The organism is Rhizobium sp. 62_C5_N11_2, assembly GCF_051811185.1.
In the GTDB taxonomy this organism is placed as follows: domain Bacteria; phylum Pseudomonadota; class Alphaproteobacteria; order Rhizobiales; family Rhizobiaceae; genus Rhizobium; species Rhizobium leguminosarum.
Genome location: NZ_JBPWPW010000001.1, coordinates 2,131,461 through 2,147,886, shown reverse-complemented (window position 1 = coordinate 2,147,886; position 16,426 = coordinate 2,131,461). Strand labels below are relative to the sequence as shown.

Here is a 16,426-nt window from a genome sequence, read left to right as displayed (position 1 = left end):
GGTCTGTGATCATCAGTCGATCGCGATTGCGTAGTTCTCGATCACCGTGTTGGCGAGCAGTTTTTCGCACATGGCCTTGAGGTCGGCCTCGGCCTTGCCCTTGTCGGCGCCTTCCAGCTCAAGGTCGAAGACCTTGCCCTGTCTTATATGGCCGACGCCAGAGAAGCCGAGGGCGCCAAGCGCACCCTCGATAGCCTTGCCCTGCGGATCGAGAACGCCGTTTTTCAGCGTGACGGTGACACGAGCCTTGATCACTTTGTCTTTCCTGCCTTACTTGACGAGAACCGGGCCGGTGCCGCGCACGGGCTCGTTTTCATTGATGATGCCGAGACGGCGCGCAACTTCGGAATAGGCTTCGAGCAGCCCGCCGAGGTCACGGCGGAAGCGGTCCTTGTCCATCTTCTCGTGGGTTTCGATATCCCAGAGCCGGCAGCTGTCCGGCGAGATTTCGTCGGCAAGGATGATGCGCATCATATCGCCTTCGAAGAGGCGGCCGCATTCGATCTTGAAATCGACGAGCTGGATGCCGACACCGAGGAAGAGGCCGGTCATGAAGTCGTTGACGCGGATGGCAAGCGCCATGATGTCATCGAGTTCGGCGGGATTTGCCCAGCCGAAGGCGGTGATGTGCTCTTCGGAGACCATCGGATCGTCGAGCGCGTCGGACTTGTAATAGAATTCGATGATCGAGCGCGGCAGCACGACGCCCTCGTCGATGCCGAGGCGCTTGGCGAGAGAACCGGCCGCGACATTGCGCACGACGATTTCAAGCGGGATCATCTCTACTTCCTTGATCAACTGCTCGCGCATGTTGAGCCGGCGGATGAAATGAGTGGGGATGCCGATCTTGTTCAGATGGCTGAAGATATACTCGGAAATGCGGTTGTTGAGGACGCCCTTGCCATCGATGACTTCGTGTTTCTTCTTGTTGAAGGCAGTGGCATCGTCCTTGAAGAACTGGATCAAAGTGCCCGGTTCCGGGCCTTCATACAGAATCTTTGCCTTGCCCTCGTAAATACGGCGGCGACGGTTCATCGTGGTCATTCTCTGTTGTTGGCGCTCTTGGGATAGCGCGAGTGGATCGATCTCGTGGCGTCCCCTTAAAGGAAAAGAGAGGGTTTCACAATCCGCCTGTCGCTCCTTCCCTGGTTTCCGGATTTCGCGGCCCTGGTTTCCAATTTTACGGAATACCGCCAAGAGAATCGAATGAATTCGCAAGACAAGTGTAGCGCCTTTTCCTCTACCGTGGAATGAAGGCAAAATGGCGGGCCGCTTATGCAGGTTTTTATTTGGCGGCTCTGCTTCGCAGCGCGCGACGAAGTTGCGTCTGCAAGGCGCGAGCGGCGATTTGCCCGTGGCGCCAGCTTCCGGCGCGGATGAAGGAGGGGATCTGCATGGCCGGCATCGGCCGGGCGAGCGCGTAGCCCTGCAGTGTGTCACAGTCGAGTTCTTCGAGAATGCGGATATGATCCACCGTCTCGACGCCCTCGGCGATGACCAGGATGTTCAGCGAGCGGCCGATATCGATGATCGAGCCGACCAGTTTGCGCTGCTCGGACGATTGCGGCAGCATGCGGATCAGTTCGCGGTCGATCTTCAGCGTTTTCGGGCTCAGGCGCAGCAGGCTGACGATCGAGGCATGGCCGGTGCCGAAATCGTCGATCTGGATGTCGATGCCGAGCTTGCGCAGCTTTTTCAGGTTGGCGGCCACCGCCTCGTCACAATCGTCGAGCGAGATCGATTCCAGCAGCTCGAATGAGATGGTGCCGGGCTCGATCTTCAGGGCGCGAAGCTTCTTGCCGAGATCGGGGTCGGCGAGCCGCCTGGCGGAGACGTTGACCGATATCTTCGGGATCGGCAGCCCGTCCTTGATCCAGACGCTGCGGTCGGCCAGCGCTCGCTCCAGGATCAGGGCGTCGATGGTCGAGACGACGTCGAGATCCTCGGCGATATCGAGGAAGCGGTCGGGCGTCAGCAGCCCGTGCACCGGGTGCTGCCAGCGGGCAAGCGTTTCAATGCCTGCGACATCGAGCGTGCGGGCATCGAACTGCAGCTGATAGAAGGGCACGAATTCATTGCGCTCGAGGCCGATCAGGATCTCGTCGGCGAGGTGCTTGGCGGAGATGATGTCGCGGCGGGCAGAGGCCGAGAAGAATTCGAAGCGGTTGCGGCCCAGGCCCTTGGCCCGATAAAGCGCGATATCGGCGTCGAGCAGCATCTGCTTGGCGTCGAGCGTCGATCCGCTATCGATGGCGATGCCGATGCTGGCGCCGAAACGGCAATCGTGACCCTCATATCTGACGGGTTTGCGCAATTCGCGGATAACACGTTCGGCAAGGCCGGCGATCTTCTTCGACGCGGGATCGACGGCGCAGAGGATGACGAATTCATCGCCGCCAATACGGGCGACGAAATCGGTGGCGCGGACGGAATTTCTCAGCACGCTTGCGGCATGCTGGAGCATGGCGTCGCCAGCCCGGTGGCCAAGCGTGTCGTTGATCTGCTTGAAGCGGTCGAGATCGATATGCAGGATCGCCAGCGCCAGGCCCTTTGCCCGGCATTCGGCCGAACGCTCGCCCAGCATCTTGTCGAGATAGCGGCGGTTCGGCAGGCCGGTGAGATAATCGTGCAGCGCCAGGTGCTCGATGCTCTCCTTGGCGGCTTCGAGCTCGCGGTTGCGCGCCTCGGCCAGATCCTTGGCGCGCTGCAGCTCGTTGCGGAGCGCGACTTCCTCGGTGACGTCCCAGTTGGCGCCGATCAGCTTGCGGTGGCCGTTGCCGTCGATGAAGAAGGCCGAGCGGGCACGGATGACGCGTTCGACGCCGTCGCCGCGAATGATGCGGTATTCCTGCTGGAAATCACTGCCGCTTTCGACGCTACGGTCGGACAAGCCAAGCACGCGCTCGCGGTCGTCGGGATGCAGGCTTTTCGCCCAGGCGTCGCTGCCGATCTGCCGCGAGGCGCCCTGCAGGCCGTAAATGGCAATGAGGCGCTCGTCCCATTCGACGACATCATGCTCGATATCCGCCTCGAAGACGCCGATGCGGGAAATCTCCAGCGCCAGATCGAGCCGGCGCGACAAACGCGACAGCGTCTCCTCGGCCTGCTTGCGGGCGGTGATATCCGTATCCGTGCCGACGATGCGCGTCGGCACGCCACTCTCGTCCCATTCCACGCAGGCGCCGCGACACTCGATCCAGACCCAGTGGCCATCCTTGTGGCGCTCGCGATACTCGAAGATCTGGTAATTGGGATCGCCGGCATTCTGCCGGTCGATCGCATGGACGACGAAATCGCGATCATCGGGATGAACCAGTTGCAGCCAGGCATCGTAATCGCCGGCGGCTTCCTCGTCGGGCGCCATGCCGCGGATAGTTTTCCACGTCTGCGAGTAATATTTTCGGTCGAGACGGTAGTTGTGATCCCATACGCCAAGGCCCGAGCCGACGAGCGCATGGTTCCAGCGGCTTTCCCGCTCTGCCAGGTCGCAATCGTCGGTCGCCCCATTGCCGATACCTGCCTCAGCCGCTGCGGCATCGCCATGCGGATCACCGGCCTCTGAATGGGCTTTCTTCACGGGCATTCTCGCTTATCTCACCTCGGCGCAGTCTGCGGTCATTCCATTAAGAAAGACTTAGAAAGCACTTGCTCAACAAGCGGGATAGCGCCTTTTCCTCGATCAGGGGGAGAGCCGGCCGAGGAACTGGGCAAAGACCATGGTGCCTTCCGGCCAGGGACCGTGACCGGAATCGGCATTGATATGACCGGACTCGCCGGCATCGACGAGGAAGGAGCCCCAACTGCTGGCAATCTCGTCGGCATGCTCGTAGCTGCCGAACGGATCGTTGCGGCTGGCGACCGTGATCGACGGGAAGGGCAGCGGATCACGCGGATAGGGACCGAAAGTCATCAGGTGCTTTGGGCGGATGTCGGGATTGGCCACATCGGGCGGGGCGACCAAGAAAGCGCCTGCCACGCGGTTGCGGAAATGCGGGATGGCGTGGATCACCGAGGGCACGCCCAGCGAATGGGCGACCAGGACGACCGGACGGGTCGACGCGTTCACCTCCTCGGCGATGCGGGCGATCCAATCCTCGCGAACCGGCTTCGTCCATTCGGCCTGTTCGACGCGCCGCGCCGTGCTGAGCTTTGCCTCCCAGCGGCTTTGCCAGTGGCTCGGGCCGGAATTGGTGTAACCGGGGATGATGAGGATATCTGCGTCTGAGGCTTTCATAGTGTCGCCGATGTGAGAAAGCTGGTCCAAGATGTCAAGAGGGGGTGCCAAGGGAGAGAGCGACACGGGCGTTGAAAGTTGCTATATTGCTCCAGTGCCGGTTGCGGATTTCGTGTCGGCTTGCCCGCCGATGCTGTCCGCCGCCGATCAGGTCTCGGCTGAGGAGGAGAAAACCATGGCGGCATTTCATGTCATGACGGGTGCTAGCGAAAGCTTGGCGCGGCCCGTCGTCAATCGCATCGGTATAGCTGACGTCTTCGACGCGCTGAAGCGCGGATACGAGGATTTCATGGAGAAACCGTCCCACTATGTGTTCCTGTGCCTGATGTATCCGATCGCCGGCGTCTTCCTGACGCTGTGGACCTCGGGCGCCAACCTTTTGCCGATGGTCTTCCCGCTTATGGCGGGTTTTGTGCTGATCGGCCCGATCGCTGCGATTGGCCTCTATGAAATCAGCCGCCGGCGCGAGGCCGGCCTCGACGCGTCCTGGACGCATGCGCTCGATGTGCGCCATTCGCCGGCACTGCCGTCGATTGTGGCGGTCGGGCTGATGCTCTGCGGCCTCTTCGTCGTCTGGCTGGTGACCGCACAGACGCTCTACAGCAATCTGCTCGGCGAGGTCTTTCCGCGCAGCATGGCGGATTTCTTCCGCCAGGTCTTCGGCACGTCAGAGGGCATGCAGCTGATCATCTGGGGCAATCTCATCGGCTTCGTCTTTGCGCTCGTGGTGCTGGCGATGACCGTCATCACCTTTCCGCTGCTGCTCGACCGCGATGTCGGGGCGGTAGCCGCCGTCACGGCGTCAATCCGCGCGACGATTCTCAATCCGGTGCCGGTGCTGCTCTGGGGCCTGATCGTCGCAGCACTCCTCGTCATCGGCACCATCCCGGTCTTTGCCGGGCTTGCGCTGGTTATCCCGATCCTCGGCCATGCGACCTGGCATCTCTATCGCAAGCTGATTGCGCGGGAAACCACAGCGTAACCACAGCCCTTTCAGCAGGGAATCTCGGATCCCTGGGGAACCTCGAACCTGCCTCGGAGTTTGTTTAGCCAGAGCATGATGTCCGTCGACCTCATGCTCCGGAGACTTCGAGGGAGGATCTTTGAGGTGACGATGAAGCATCTGTTTGCCCACTTCGCAACCAAGGTATCGGAATGGGCGGGCAAACCCATCATCTTCATCCTGGCACTGATCGCCGTCGCTATCTGGGCGGCCCTCGGCCCCTTCTTCGATTATTCGGAAACCTGGCAGCTGGTCATCAATACCGGCACGACGATCATCACCTTCCTGATGGTTTTCGTGCTGCAGAACGCCCAGACACGCGACACGCGGGCGATCCAGGCCAAGCTCAATGAAATCATCCTGACCAGCCATGCCGAGAACCGTTTCATCGGTATCGAGAATCTCGACGAGGAAGAGCTGAAACGTCTCGACGAGCTGGTCGCCAAGGCCGCCAAAGGCAGGGGCGAGACGGAGGCTTGCCGGACAGCGGAGACAGTGAAAGCGGCGCCGTTGAAAAAGTCGGAGGCACGCAAGCGTCCTGTGGCTGCCAAAGCACCGAAGCAAAAACAACGGCCGCTTGAGAAAAGCTAGACATAAAAACGGCGCCTGCAAGGGCGCCGCCATATCGTTGATCTCGAACCGCTCACGCGTTGCCAAACACCCGTCGGAAAATCGTGTCGACATGTTTGGTGTGGTAGCCGAGGTCGAATTTTTCGCGGATGTCCTCTTCCGACAGAGCAGCGCGGACTTCGGCGTCGGCAAGCAGTTCTTCCAGGAAGTCCTTGCCCTGTTCCCACACTTTCATGGCGTTGCGCTGGACGAGGCGGTAGGCATCCTCGCGGGAGGTGCCGGCCTGGGTCAGCGCCAGCAGGACGCGCTGCGAATGGACGAGGCCGCGGAATTTGTTGAGGTTCTTCTCCATATTCTCGGGATAGACCAGCAGCTTTTCGATGACGCCGGCAAGCCGCGACAGGGCGAAATCGAGCGTCACGGTGGCATCTGGGCCAATCATGCGCTCGACCGAGGAATGCGAGATATCGCGCTCGTGCCAGAGGGCGACGTTTTCCATCGCTGGCATTGCGTAAGAGCGGACCATGCGGGCAAGGCCGGTCAGGTTTTCGGTCAGAACCGGGTTGCGCTTGTGCGGCATGGCCGAGGAGCCCTTCTGGCCAGGCGAGAAATATTCCTCGGCTTCCAGCACCTCGGTGCGCTGCAGGTGGCGGATCTCGGTCGCCAGCCGCTCGATCGATGAGGCAACGACGCCGAGCGTGGCGAAATACATCGCGTGGCGGTCACGCGGGATGACCTGTGTCGAGACCGGCTCGGCCTTCAGGCCAAGCGCTTCGGCGACATGTTCCTCAACGCGCGGATCGATATTGGCGAAGGTGCCGACGGCGCCTGATATGGCGCAGGTCGCGACTTCCTCGCGGGCGGCGACGAGGCGCTGGCGGCAGCGTTCGAATTCGGCATAGGCGAGCGCCAGCTTGACGCCGAAGGTGGTGGGCTCGGCATGGATGCCATGCGATCGGCCGATAGTGACGGTGTCCTTGTGTTCGAAGGCGCGGCTTTTCAGCGCTTCGAGCAGCCGGTCGATATCGGCAATCAGGATGTCGGTGGCGCGGACCAGCTGGACGTTGAAGCAGGTGTCGAGCACGTCGGACGAGGTCATGCCCTGGTGGACGAAGCGCGCATCCGGGCCGACGATCTCGGCGAGATGGGTGAGGAAGGCGATGACGTCATGTTTGGTGACGGCCTCGATCTCATCGATGCGGTCGACGTCGAAGGTGGCGGCGCCGCCTTTCTCCCAGATCGTCTTTGCCGCCGATTTTGGGATGACGCCGAGTTCGGCCAACGCGTCGCAAGCATGCGCCTCGATCTCGAACCAGATGCGGAACTTGGTTTCGGGAGACCAGATGGCGACCATTTCGGGCCGGGAATAACGCGGGATCATGAGCGGCTGCCTTCACTTCAAGAGGTTTGCTTTATCGAGGTTAGCGCCCCTGTAGCAAAGACGGGCGGCAATCTCAACGCATGCGTTTGGCAAGATGATAGCTGCTTGCGACAAGGCAGACGAGGCCAAGCGGCAGGAAAAGGCGCAGGCCGATCACCAGGAACTGGTAGACGGCGCTGGCACCGGTGAAGACGAACTGGAAAGCCCAGACGACGCTTCCGAAGGGCGCATGCCAGCGCGAGTAGAAGATCCGGTATTCCATGGCGAAGAGGAAGGCGGTCATCAGGATCGTTGCTGCTGTCAGCGTCACGAAAAATGCGGCAAAACGCGCCTCCGGCGGCCTGCCATAAGCAAAGAAACGGGCGACCGGCAGGGCGAATGGCCAGGCGAACAGACCGCCGGCGAAATAGAGTGCTGCGACCTCGGCAAGGCGGCTCGTCTGCAGGCCGTTGCGCAGGTAAAGGCCGAGCATGGCGGCGGCAAGCATCTGCATGCCCCAAAGCAACGCGCCGGCGATCAGATCGGGGTAGGGCGGCCGTGCAGCTCTTAGACGATCCATCCTGGGGCGATCCGTCCTCGGGTGATCCGTGCTCAGGGATGAACCGGAACGGCGATCCAGCGGCCGTTCCGTTCGGCATCGAAGGCCAGGACAAGGGCGATATGGACCTGGTTTCCGGCTTCCGGCTGGTAGACCACAGCGCCGCCGATCCGGTATTCGATGGAACATACGCGCTCGGCCGGAACCGCCATCGCCTGGCGCGCCGCCTGCCGGTTCGGAGCGCCTTCCTTTTCGATCATTTGCAGGCTGAAGCCGATGACCCGCTTGTTGGCCGCAGCGCAATCCTTCGGCGTCGGCACCGGCATCTCGCCGAGCGAGAGCGTATAGGGCGATTTCGGCGGGCCGTCGGTCGCAAGCGTCGTGTAGCGGATCGTCTTCGAAGGGGAGCCGAGTTCGGTCGGCGGATTGAATGCGGCGATCAGGCCCGGATTGGTCAGAAGATCGTATTTGTCCATCTGGCTGCGCGCCGCCGTCAGGTTCTGCCGCCGCGCCTTGGAAAGATTGGCGTCCTTATCGGTCAGTTCCGTGTGGAAGGGCGTGCCCTCCAGATATTGGCCGCTGTCGGTATCGACAAAATAAGTGTTGGAGTAGGGGACGTCGCCGCTCTGCTCGATGCCGAATTCCTGGAATCCGAAAACCTTGCCGTCGGCGGAAAAGCCGATCGGCTGGATATTGGCGATGTCGCCGGCAAGTGACAGGCCGGGCAGGCCGGCAAATGCAACGGCAAGCATGCCGCCGATGATCAGACGTTTTTTCATGCTCGTGCCCCTTCGGCTGCCTGACGCAGATCGGCGACAGTCCGGCGATAATCCTCGACCGTATCGCCCTTGAAAATTGCCGAGCCGGCGACGAGAACGTTGCCGCCCGCCCGGGCGATATCAGGCGCCGTTTCCACTGTGACGCCGCCGTCGACCTGGAGTTCGATCGGCCGGTCACCAATCAGTGACTTCGCCGCGGCAATCTTTGCCGCCATCGCAGGAATGAACTTCTGTCCACCGAAACCGGGATTGACCGACATGATCAGGATGAGGTCGACATCGTCGAGCACGTTCTCGATGGCGCTGAGCGATGTCGCCGGATTGATCGTCACGCCGACCTTCTTGCCGAGATTGCGGACGGTCTGCAGCGAGCGGTGCAGATGCGGTCCGGCTTCGGCATGGACGGTAATACGGTCGCAGCCGGCCTTGGCGAAGGCTTCGAGATAGTCGTCGACCGGCGAGATCATCAGGTGGCAGTCGAAGGTGGCTGATGTATAGGAGCGCAGCGACTTGATGACATCGGGGCCGAAGGAGATGTTCGGCACGAAATGCCCGTCCATGACGTCGAGATGGATCCAGTCGGCGCCAGCGGCCGTCACGTCGCGCACCTCCTCGCCAAGCCTGGCGAAATCCGCTGCGAGGATCGAGGGGGCAATGCGAATGGGCAGCGTCATCAAATCTTACTCCGTATGGGCCGCCATTTGACCGCGGGCCCCGAATTCAAGGCTGGCGCGCCGCTCATTGTGTCGGTGCGCCAGGTGGAAAAAAGCCGTTGCCCCGCCATTCGAGCAGGCGGTAGGGGTTTTGCGAAAGTTCATGCGCATCGGTGAAGGCGATGGCGCCGACCGGCGTCTGGAATGTCGTGCCGAGAAGCGTCTCCTGCAGGGGCTTGCCCGCCGCAGTGGCGGCTTGCCCCGCCTGGCCGGCAATGAGTGCCGCGGCCAGCGACGGCAGGACATACCCTTCCGGCTCGATGCCTTTGGCGCGCAGTGCGTCGGCCGCAGCCGTGCCTTCCGGCAGAACGGCGTATTCGGGCAGGGCGACAGCGCGCACGCCTTCATTCAACGGCAGCGGCTGGTCGGCAGCGCGCATGGCATCGCCGCCGAGGATGGACAGCGGGATATTCTCAGCCTTGGCATCGCGGGCGATGACGGCGACGTCATTGCGGTCGCCGCCGATGAAGACCCTGGTGGCACCGGCCCGTTTCAGGCGGCGGACAAGGGCAATCTGCTGCTCCTGTCCTGGCCGGTAGGTATCGGTAAAGACCGGCTTCAGGCCGTTCTGCTCCAGCGCATTGCGCACCGCTTCCGTCAGTTCGCGGCCATGAATGGTGCCGTCCTCGATCAGGGCGATCGGATCGGCGGCCCAGTCCTTCAGGATCGCCTCGATGATCTTTGCCGCCTCGGCACCGTCGGCGGGTGCTGCCCGGAAGAGCGGCCAGCCGTTCTTCAACGCATCCTCCATGAGGATGCGGGAGCGCACCGAGACGGTGATCGCGGGAATGCTGGCGTCCTTCAGCTTCGGCAGCGCGCCTTCGAGCGTTTCGCTACAGAGAAAGCCGATCGCGACCTGCACCTTGGCATTGACAAGCGCATCGGCGACCGCAGCACCGCTATTGTCCTCGCAGGTCTCGTTGATGGCAACGAGGGTATTTTCTGACTGCTGAATCTCGAAGCCGGCACCGGCGGTAATCTGGGCGCCGAGCAGGGCGAGCGGGCCGTTCTGGGGGGCGACGACGCCGATTGTCACGCCGGCCGCATGGCCTTGCGCCGCCGCTCCCAGCAGCGCCAGAAAAGCTGCTATGCCACGCAGGTTGATCATGAAAGGCGGAGATCCCTAGCCATCGTCCATGCCCTTTTATCCGCAAGGCCGCGATCGTCAAAGAAAAACAAGCGCAACACAGCGCTTTTCACCGGTCCTATTGTAGAAAAGGTAACCGATGCTCGCCATATTGGCGCGATAGCAAGTCGAACTACAGCGCCGCGCGTCTTTTCAGGCGCGCAAACGACGCTGTAGCACTTTGAATGGCTGCATAATTTTGTCCTTAAATCGATTCCGATTTAAGGATTTATGCAGTAGGCAGAATAAGCGCGTACGGGAGAAGCAGGTGTTGAACAGGCAGCATATCGACCCTGGCCTTTATCGCGATGCCATGAGCCGTTATGCCGGCCATGTACAGCTCGTGACGACGGCGATGGGCGAGCTGCGCCGCGGCGTCACCATCACGGCCGCCTGCTCGGTTTCGGACAATCCGGCCTCGGTGCTGGTCTGCCTCAACAACACCAATCCGAAGAACGAGATCTTCTTTCGCAGCGGCATTTTCGCGCTGAACACGCTCGGCGCCCATCATCAGGGCGTTGCTGATGCCTTTTCCGGGCGCACGTCGCTTGCCAATGACGACCGTTTCGCCAGCGCCCGTTTCGAGATGCTTGCCACCGGCGCGCCCGTGCTCGCCGACGCGCTTGCCGCCTTCGATTGCCGGGTGATCGATATCAAGGAACTGCCGACGCACAACGTCATCTTCGGCGAGGTCGCGGCCGTCCGTTTCAGCGAAAAACACCCGGCGCTCATCTATCTGAACCGGGATTATCACGCGCTGTGATTGGAGTGGCCGGGATTTCGAAGGAATAAAGAATGGACAATGCCGGGATCGAGGAAATGTTTCAGGGGCTTGGCCCCGTGACGGTCAAGCGCATGTTCGGCGGCAAAGGCATCTATCATCTCGGGCGCATCATCGCGCTGGAAGTGCGTGACGAGATGCTGCTGAAGGCCGACGAGACGAGCGCCCCGGAATTTGCCGCTGCCGGCGCCACCCAATGGACGTATGAGGGCAAGAACGGCAAGCCGGTGAAGATGCCCTATTGGTCAATCCCCGACGAGGCCTACGACGATCCCGATCTAATGGCGAAATGGGTGCGGCTTGCCTATGAGGCGTCGCTTCGCGCCGAATGACTAGCCGCGTTCGGCGGTCGGCAAGGCTGCTATGGCAGCCTTGGTGAAGGCCGACAGCGGCTCGGGCAGATCGGTCAGAGGAAACCAGCCGAAATCCGAAAGCTTGTCCGGTTCGGTCAGTTGCGGCTCGCCGTCGACGTCACGGGCGAGATAGAGGATCGAAATCCAGTGTTGGCGATCGGCCTCGATGATCTGCTCGCTCATGCCGAGGCGCTCGATGCGGCCGATCGTCAGGCCGGTTTCCTCTTCGGCCTCGCGGCGCGCAGCTTCCTCAGCCGGCTCCATGTGATCCACCTTGCCGCCGACGATATTCCAATAGCCGGCTTCAGGTGGACGCATGCGTTTGTAGAGAAGGATCCTGGCGTCGCGCAGAATCACCAAGCCGACGCCGAGACCCGGAAAATCAATACCGGGCCTGCCCATTGGAAGTTCAGACCTTGGCGCTGCCGGCGATCAGCATGAAGGCGGGGATATCATCGCCGAAGCCGATCGGGGTCGGGCCGTCGTCGTGATCGCGATGACGGCGGCGGTCGCGGCTGTCGTCGTTTGCCGGGTAAGGCCGATTGTTACGCGCATTGTTCTGCGGCTTCTGCTCTGCTTTGCGCTCGTTCTTCACGATGTCGGCCTTTACTGGTGCTGCTTCGATCACGTCTACGCCATTATCCTGGATGTCGTTGTCAGATTTATGACTCGCAGCGCTGCGACTGCCGCGTCCGCGGCCACGATCCCTGTCGCCATTCTCTCTCGGCGCGCGATCTCGGGCTGCGCCATCTCTGGCACCACGCTCGCGGCTGTTGCGCCGCGGGCGTTCAGTTTCCCGGCTTTCTTCTGCCGGTGGCAGGGAATTCAGGTCGCCGCTCAGCCATTCGACCTTTTCGCCGATCAGCTTCTCGATGGCGTCGACAAATTTGGTATCGCGCTTGGTGACCAAGGTGAAGGCGGCACCCGAGCGGCCGGCACGGCCGGTGCGGCCGATGCGGTGGACGTAATCCTCGGAATGGATCGGCACGTCGAAATTGAAGACGTGGCTGACATCGGGAATGTCGAGGCCGCGGGCGGCGACGTCGGAGGCAACCAGAAGCTGGAGGTTGCCGTCGCGGAAGCTTTGCAGCGTCATCGTGCGGGAGCGCTGGTCCATATCGCCATGCAGGGCGCCGACGGAGAAGCCGTGGCGTTCAAGCGACCGGAAGAGATCGGCGACATCCTTCTTGCGGTTGCAGAAGACGATAGCGTTCTTGAGCTCGGTCTGGGCGCGGACGAGTTCGCGCAGAACCGCTCGCTTCTCGTAATCCTTGCCGTGCGAAGCGACGAAGCGCTGAGTCACGGTCGCTGCAGCGGAAGCCGGCTTTGCGACCTCGATGCGCTCCGGATTCTGCAGGAAGCGGTCCGCGAGCTTCTGAATTTCCGACGGCATGGTTGCCGAGAAGAACAGCGTCTGGCGGGTGAACGGGATCATCTTGGCGATGCGTTCGATATCGGGGATGAAACCCATGTCGAGCATGCGGTCGGCCTCGTCGATGACGAGGATCTCGACGCCGCTCATCAGCAGCTTGCCGCGCTCGAAATGGTCGAGCAGGCGGCCGGGCGTGCAGATCAGCACATCGGCGCCGCGCTCGAGCTTGCGGTCCTGGTCCTCGAAGGAAACGCCGCCGATCAGAAGGGCGACGTTAAGGCGGTGGTTCTTGCCGTATTTCTCGAAATTCTCGGCGACCTGAGCGGCGAGTTCGCGCGTCGGTTCGAGAATCAGCGTGCGGGGCATGCGCGCACGCGCACGGCCCTTCTCCAGAAGCGACAGCATCGGCAGAACAAAGGATGCCGTCTTGCCAGTGCCGGTCTGCGCGATGCCGCAAATATCGCGGCGCTCGAGCGCAAACGGGATGGCGCCCGCCTGAATAGGCGTTGGGATCGTGTAGCCCGCGTCCGTAACAGCGGATAGCACTTTTTGGCTTAAGCCAAGGTCAGCAAATGTCGTCAAAGGGAAAACTGTTTCCATTCCGTTCGGCCGAGCTCTGAACGAGTCGGCGGGATTGCATGCCGCAATGCAGCGCGACATAGCCCCGAATGGCCGGCAAGTCAAGAAATAGAGACGCCGCACCCATTGCAGAGTGAAGCGTTGGTTACCGGGCAGGAGTTACTTGATATAGGTGGCGAGTTTAAGGCCGGCATTCATGAAATATACTGGATCGACCGCGTGGCCGTCCTGGCGCACTTCATAATGCAGGTGCGTGCCCGTCGAGCGGCCGGTGCTACCGGCAAGGCCGATGACGTCATCGCGATCGACCGTGTCGCCGACCTTGACCAGGACCTGGGACATATGCCCGTAGCGCGTCGAGATGCCGTTGCCGTGATCGATCTCGACCATGTTGCCGTAGCCGCCGGTCCAACCGGCCGAAATCACCTTGCCGGGGGCCGTCGGGCGGATCCTTTCGCCCGGCGAAAAGCGGAAGTCGATGCCGGAATGGAGCGCGAGGCGGCCGAGGAAAGGGTCGCGTCGATTGCCGAACGGGCTCGTCACGTCCTTGCCGATAGCGGGATTGCGGAAAGGCAGGGATTCGGCGGTGCTGCGCACCTCTTCGAGACGGGTCAACGCGCCGTCGAGCGCGACCAGAGAATTGTTGAAGTCGTCGTTGCTTTCGGGCTCGACATAGGGGCCGCCGACGGCATCGTCATCGTCTTTCTTGGCGGCGGTCTCGGGCATCGGAATCTTGAAGCGGGTCAGCACGGTCTCGATGGCGTTGGCGGCATTGCCGGCATCGCTCGTCAGCTGTTCGACACGGCTGCGCTGGTCCTGTTCGACATCTTTCAGCGATAGCGTCACCTTGGAGAAGATGCGGTCGGCACGGTCGCCGACCGTGTCGGTCGCCGGCACATAGGCAAGCGTAGAATTGTCGGGCGTCGCATCGGCGGGCGCGCCGCTTGCCAGCTGTTTCTCGATCGCCTCGATGCCGCCGCCGGTGAGTGAAGCACGCTTGTCCTTGATATCGGGGGCATAGGACTGAACGGGCGAAGACGGCGCAGGCAGGACGCCATCTTTTTCCGTCAGGCCGGAGCTTTCGGCCCGGTCGAGCAGATTGTCGAGCTTGCCATGGCGCGAGGTGAGCGCCATCTGCTGCTCCATCAGCTTGTCGACCTTGTCTTCGACCACCTGCTGGTCGAGAAGCTGGCGGGAGGTGATGCGGTCGACCTGCGCGCGGAGGGCAGCGATGCGGTCTTCATAGTCGTGCTGCATGCGGGCCTGTCGGGCCATGGTGGCGCCGATCAGGTCGTCGCGCAGCACGAGATAGGACGTGGCCAAGAGGTAGCCGATCGAGAAGACGCCGACGAAGCAGAAGGCCACCGCAGCCATCCAGGGCCGGACCGTCATATGGCGAACCTTGTCACCGCTTGCCAGGATGAGGATATGTTCCTGTGCCCGCCTGCCGAATACCCGGTGCTGATGTCCGCTGTTCACGCAGGCTCTCCCGATTGATGCTCTACGCCTCTTTCGGAAAATTAGACACTGTTATGGTTAATGAATGCTTTCATTGCCGCCGTCGCATCATAAATTTCAGTGACTTCAAGCGTGGCTGATCGATGCCAACGATCTGTAGAAGGACGGCGTCAGCCCGGCTTCGGCGCGGGCAAGGTCGTTGAAGGGCGGCTTCAGCGGTCCGCGGAAATTGGCCCGTACCAGCTCCTGGAAGGCTTTTGCCGGGTCGCGTTTCTCGCGGGCGCAGAGGAAGCGGAACCATTTGGCGCCGACGGCGACATGGCCTTTCTCGTCGTTATAGATGACGTCGAGGACATCGGCACTTTCGAGATCGCCGGTCTGGCGCATCTTTGTCTGCAACGACGGCGTAACGTCGAGGCCACGGGCTTCCAGAATCAGCGGCACGACGGCCAGCCTTGCCGTCAGGTCGTTGCGCGTCGAATGGGCGGCCTGCCAGAGCCCGTCATGCGCGGGTAGGTCACCGTAATCAGCACCGAGATCGTTGAGCCTGGCGCGCACCATGCGGAAATGCTTCGCCTCCTCGAATGCGACCTGCATCCAGCCGTCGAAAAAGGAATTCGGCACCTGCTCGGTCGCGAATCGCGCAACGATATCGAGCGCCAGATCGACGGCGTTAAGCTCGATATGAGCGATGGCGTGGAGCAGAGCGATCCGTCCTTTGAGCGTATGCAGCGAGCGCTTCTCCACCTGGGTCGGCGGCGTCAGCACCGGTTTGTCGGGCCGGCCGGGCCTGTCGGGCAGGGCCGCATCGAGCGGCGAGCGCAGCGACACCCGGCGAGCGAACCAGCGGGTGGCGCTTTCCTGCGCAAGTGCCGTCTTGCGGTCGAGATCGGCCGAGCTGATCGCATCGATGGCGCCGCCGCGCAGCGAGCTTATCGCCAGATGCCCGGTCACGCCGCCAGATTCCTCACGGCCTCGAGTACGGTTTCGGCATGGCCCTGCACCTTCACCTTCTGCCAGATGGTGGCGATCGTGCCGTCCTGGCGGATCAGGAAGGTGGTACGCTCGACGCCCATGAAATTGCGGCCGTACATGCTCTTTTCCTTCCAGACGCCATAGGCCTGCAGCGTCGTCTTTTCCTCGTCCGAGGCAAGCGCCACCGAAAGACGGTGCTTCTTGATGAACCTGTCATGGCACGCGGCCGAATCGGGCGACATGCCGATGACGGCAGCACCGGCCGCTTCGAACTCGCTTGCTAACGCGGTGAAAGCCAATGATTCTGCGGTGCAGCCCGTCGTGTCGTCCTTGGGATAAAAGAACAATACGAGCGGCTTGCCGTGGAATTCGGCCAGCGTGACGCGGCCGCCGCCGTCGCGGGGAAGGTTGAAATCAGGGGCCGAGACGCCGATGCCGGGAACCGCCATTGGGAAAACCTTTCTTTTGCCGGGTTTGTGGATGACACTTTCTCTCCCCGAATTATATAGTGGACGGATACCCGTCCAGCATGGCCGGGTTCAATTCTTCACTTAAAGGGAGAGC

18 protein-coding genes are annotated in these 16,426 nt (G+C 61.8%); 4 read left to right on the top strand and 14 right to left on the bottom strand.

Annotated elements, in window-relative coordinates:
• Positions 1–12: 12 nt before the first annotated feature.
• From purS to AB8B31_RS10865, 4 genes are all read right to left on the bottom strand, one after another.
• The gene (gene purS / locus AB8B31_RS10880) at positions 13–255 is read right to left on the bottom strand and encodes a phosphoribosylformylglycinamidine synthase subunit PurS (RefSeq protein ID WP_018072257.1); all 243 of its coding nucleotides are present in this window, start codon (positions 253–255) and stop codon (positions 13–15) included.
• Positions 256–270: 15 nt separating this feature from the next.
• A complete protein-coding gene (gene purC, locus AB8B31_RS10875) occupies positions 271–1,035 on the bottom strand; it encodes a phosphoribosylaminoimidazolesuccinocarboxamide synthase (protein ID WP_018242191.1) in 765 nt (254 codons plus the stop codon).
• Between the two features lie 250 nt (positions 1,036–1,285).
• Complete coding sequence (locus AB8B31_RS10870; protein ID WP_018242190.1) at positions 1,286–3,583, bottom strand: putative bifunctional diguanylate cyclase/phosphodiesterase; 2,298 nt, start codon at positions 3,581–3,583, stop codon at positions 1,286–1,288.
• A 96-nt stretch (positions 3,584–3,679) separates the two neighbouring features.
• Positions 3,680–4,234 (bottom strand): RBBP9/YdeN family alpha/beta hydrolase, encoded by a 555-nt coding sequence (locus AB8B31_RS10865; RefSeq protein WP_003559738.1) that lies wholly within the window; start codon positions 4,232–4,234, stop codon positions 3,680–3,682.
• Positions 4,235–4,409: 175 nt separating this feature from the next.
• On the opposite strand from AB8B31_RS10865, the gene AB8B31_RS10860 reads away from it, so the two are divergent.
• Positions 4,410–5,216 (top strand): DUF2189 domain-containing protein, encoded by an 807-nt coding sequence (locus tag AB8B31_RS10860; RefSeq protein ID WP_026188409.1) that lies wholly within the window; start codon positions 4,410–4,412, stop codon positions 5,214–5,216.
• Positions 5,217–5,348: 132 nt separating this feature from the next.
• Positions 5,349–5,828: a low affinity iron permease family protein gene (locus tag AB8B31_RS10855; protein ID WP_018445210.1), complete on the top strand. Its 480-nt coding sequence runs from the start codon at positions 5,349–5,351 to the stop codon at positions 5,826–5,828.
• Positions 5,829–5,880: 52 nt separating this feature from the next.
• Here AB8B31_RS10855 and purB read toward each other — a convergent pair whose 3' ends face one another.
• The 5 genes from purB to AB8B31_RS10830 form a co-directional block, all read right to left on the bottom strand.
• Complete coding sequence (gene purB / locus AB8B31_RS10850; protein ID WP_028733781.1) at positions 5,881–7,188, bottom strand: adenylosuccinate lyase; 1,308 nt, start codon at positions 7,186–7,188, stop codon at positions 5,881–5,883.
• A 73-nt stretch (positions 7,189–7,261) separates the two neighbouring features.
• Positions 7,262–7,747 (bottom strand): hypothetical protein, encoded by a 486-nt coding sequence (locus AB8B31_RS10845; RefSeq protein WP_018445212.1) that lies wholly within the window; start codon positions 7,745–7,747, stop codon positions 7,262–7,264.
• Between the two features lie 32 nt (positions 7,748–7,779).
• Positions 7,780–8,505 (bottom strand): DUF2259 domain-containing protein, encoded by a 726-nt coding sequence (locus AB8B31_RS10840; RefSeq protein WP_018445213.1) that lies wholly within the window; start codon positions 8,503–8,505, stop codon positions 7,780–7,782.
• Positions 8,502–9,179: a ribulose-phosphate 3-epimerase gene (gene rpe, locus AB8B31_RS10835; protein ID WP_018242183.1), complete on the bottom strand. Its 678-nt coding sequence runs from the start codon at positions 9,177–9,179 to the stop codon at positions 8,502–8,504. The genes AB8B31_RS10840 and rpe overlap by 4 nt, the downstream gene beginning before the upstream one ends.
• 64 nt (positions 9,180–9,243) lie before the next feature.
• Complete coding sequence (locus AB8B31_RS10830) at positions 9,244–10,326, bottom strand: branched-chain amino acid ABC transporter substrate-binding protein (protein ID WP_018445214.1); 1,083 nt, start codon at positions 10,324–10,326, stop codon at positions 9,244–9,246.
• Between the two features lie 286 nt (positions 10,327–10,612).
• Between AB8B31_RS10830 and AB8B31_RS10825 the strand changes: the two genes are divergently transcribed.
• Positions 10,613–11,107, top strand: coding sequence for a flavin reductase (locus AB8B31_RS10825; RefSeq protein ID WP_018242181.1), 495 nt, complete (start codon positions 10,613–10,615; stop codon positions 11,105–11,107).
• 32 nt (positions 11,108–11,139) lie between these two features.
• The gene (locus AB8B31_RS10820; protein ID WP_018072246.1) at positions 11,140–11,457 is read left to right on the top strand and encodes a TfoX/Sxy family protein; all 318 of its coding nucleotides are present in this window, start codon (positions 11,140–11,142) and stop codon (positions 11,455–11,457) included.
• Here AB8B31_RS10820 and AB8B31_RS10815 read toward each other — a convergent pair whose 3' ends face one another.
• From AB8B31_RS10815 to AB8B31_RS10795, 5 genes are all read right to left on the bottom strand, one after another.
• Positions 11,458–11,880, bottom strand: a complete 423-nt coding sequence (locus AB8B31_RS10815) for an NUDIX domain-containing protein (RefSeq protein ID WP_018445215.1) — start codon at positions 11,878–11,880, stop codon at positions 11,458–11,460. It lies immediately after the preceding gene.
• A gap of 7 nt (positions 11,881–11,887) precedes the next feature.
• Positions 11,888–13,450 (bottom strand): DEAD/DEAH box helicase, encoded by a 1,563-nt coding sequence (locus tag AB8B31_RS10810; RefSeq protein WP_018242179.1) that lies wholly within the window; start codon positions 13,448–13,450, stop codon positions 11,888–11,890.
• Positions 13,451–13,588: 138 nt separating this feature from the next.
• The gene (locus tag AB8B31_RS10805; protein WP_018445217.1) at positions 13,589–14,908 is read right to left on the bottom strand and encodes a peptidoglycan DD-metalloendopeptidase family protein; all 1,320 of its coding nucleotides are present in this window, start codon (positions 14,906–14,908) and stop codon (positions 13,589–13,591) included.
• Positions 14,909–15,013: 105 nt separating this feature from the next.
• On the bottom strand, positions 15,014–15,841 hold the full coding sequence (locus AB8B31_RS10800; protein ID WP_018242177.1) for a ferritin-like domain-containing protein: 828 nt from the start codon (positions 15,839–15,841) through the stop codon (positions 15,014–15,016).
• Complete coding sequence (locus AB8B31_RS10795) at positions 15,838–16,311, bottom strand: peroxiredoxin (protein WP_018242176.1); 474 nt, start codon at positions 16,309–16,311, stop codon at positions 15,838–15,840. The genes AB8B31_RS10800 and AB8B31_RS10795 overlap by 4 nt, the downstream gene beginning before the upstream one ends.
• Between the last annotated feature and the right edge of the window lie 115 nt (positions 16,312–16,426).

Bases quoted from the DNA above. Each gene is read 5' to 3' on its own strand.
- purC (WP_018242191.1), bottom strand. From the start codon at position 1,035: ATGAACCGTCGCCGCCGTATTTACGAGGGCAAGGCAAAGATTCTGTAT.
- AB8B31_RS10870 (WP_018242190.1), bottom strand. From the start codon at position 3,583: ATGCCCGTGAAGAAAGCCCATTCAGAGGCCGGTGATCCGCATGGCGAT.
- AB8B31_RS10865 (WP_003559738.1), bottom strand. From the start codon at position 4,234: ATGAAAGCCTCAGACGCAGATATCCTCATCATCCCCGGTTACACCAAT.
- AB8B31_RS10860 (WP_026188409.1), top strand. From the start codon at position 4,410: ATGGCGGCATTTCATGTCATGACGGGTGCTAGCGAAAGCTTGGCGCGG.
- AB8B31_RS10855 (WP_018445210.1), top strand. From the start codon at position 5,349: ATGAAGCATCTGTTTGCCCACTTCGCAACCAAGGTATCGGAATGGGCG.
- purB (WP_028733781.1), bottom strand. From the start codon at position 7,188: ATGATCCCGCGTTATTCCCGGCCCGAAATGGTCGCCATCTGGTCTCCC.
- AB8B31_RS10845 (WP_018445212.1), bottom strand. From the start codon at position 7,747: ATGGATCGTCTAAGAGCTGCACGGCCGCCCTACCCCGATCTGATCGCC.
- AB8B31_RS10840 (WP_018445213.1), bottom strand. From the start codon at position 8,505: ATGAAAAAACGTCTGATCATCGGCGGCATGCTTGCCGTTGCATTTGCC.
- rpe (WP_018242183.1), bottom strand. From the start codon at position 9,179: ATGACGCTGCCCATTCGCATTGCCCCCTCGATCCTCGCAGCGGATTTC.
- AB8B31_RS10830 (WP_018445214.1), bottom strand. From the start codon at position 10,326: ATGATCAACCTGCGTGGCATAGCAGCTTTTCTGGCGCTGCTGGGAGCG.
- AB8B31_RS10820 (WP_018072246.1), top strand. From the start codon at position 11,140: ATGGACAATGCCGGGATCGAGGAAATGTTTCAGGGGCTTGGCCCCGTG.
- AB8B31_RS10815 (WP_018445215.1), bottom strand. From the start codon at position 11,880: ATGGGCAGGCCCGGTATTGATTTTCCGGGTCTCGGCGTCGGCTTGGTG.
- AB8B31_RS10810 (WP_018242179.1), bottom strand. From the start codon at position 13,450: ATGGAAACAGTTTTCCCTTTGACGACATTTGCTGACCTTGGCTTAAGC.
- AB8B31_RS10795 (WP_018242176.1), bottom strand. From the start codon at position 16,311: ATGGCGGTTCCCGGCATCGGCGTCTCGGCCCCTGATTTCAACCTTCCC.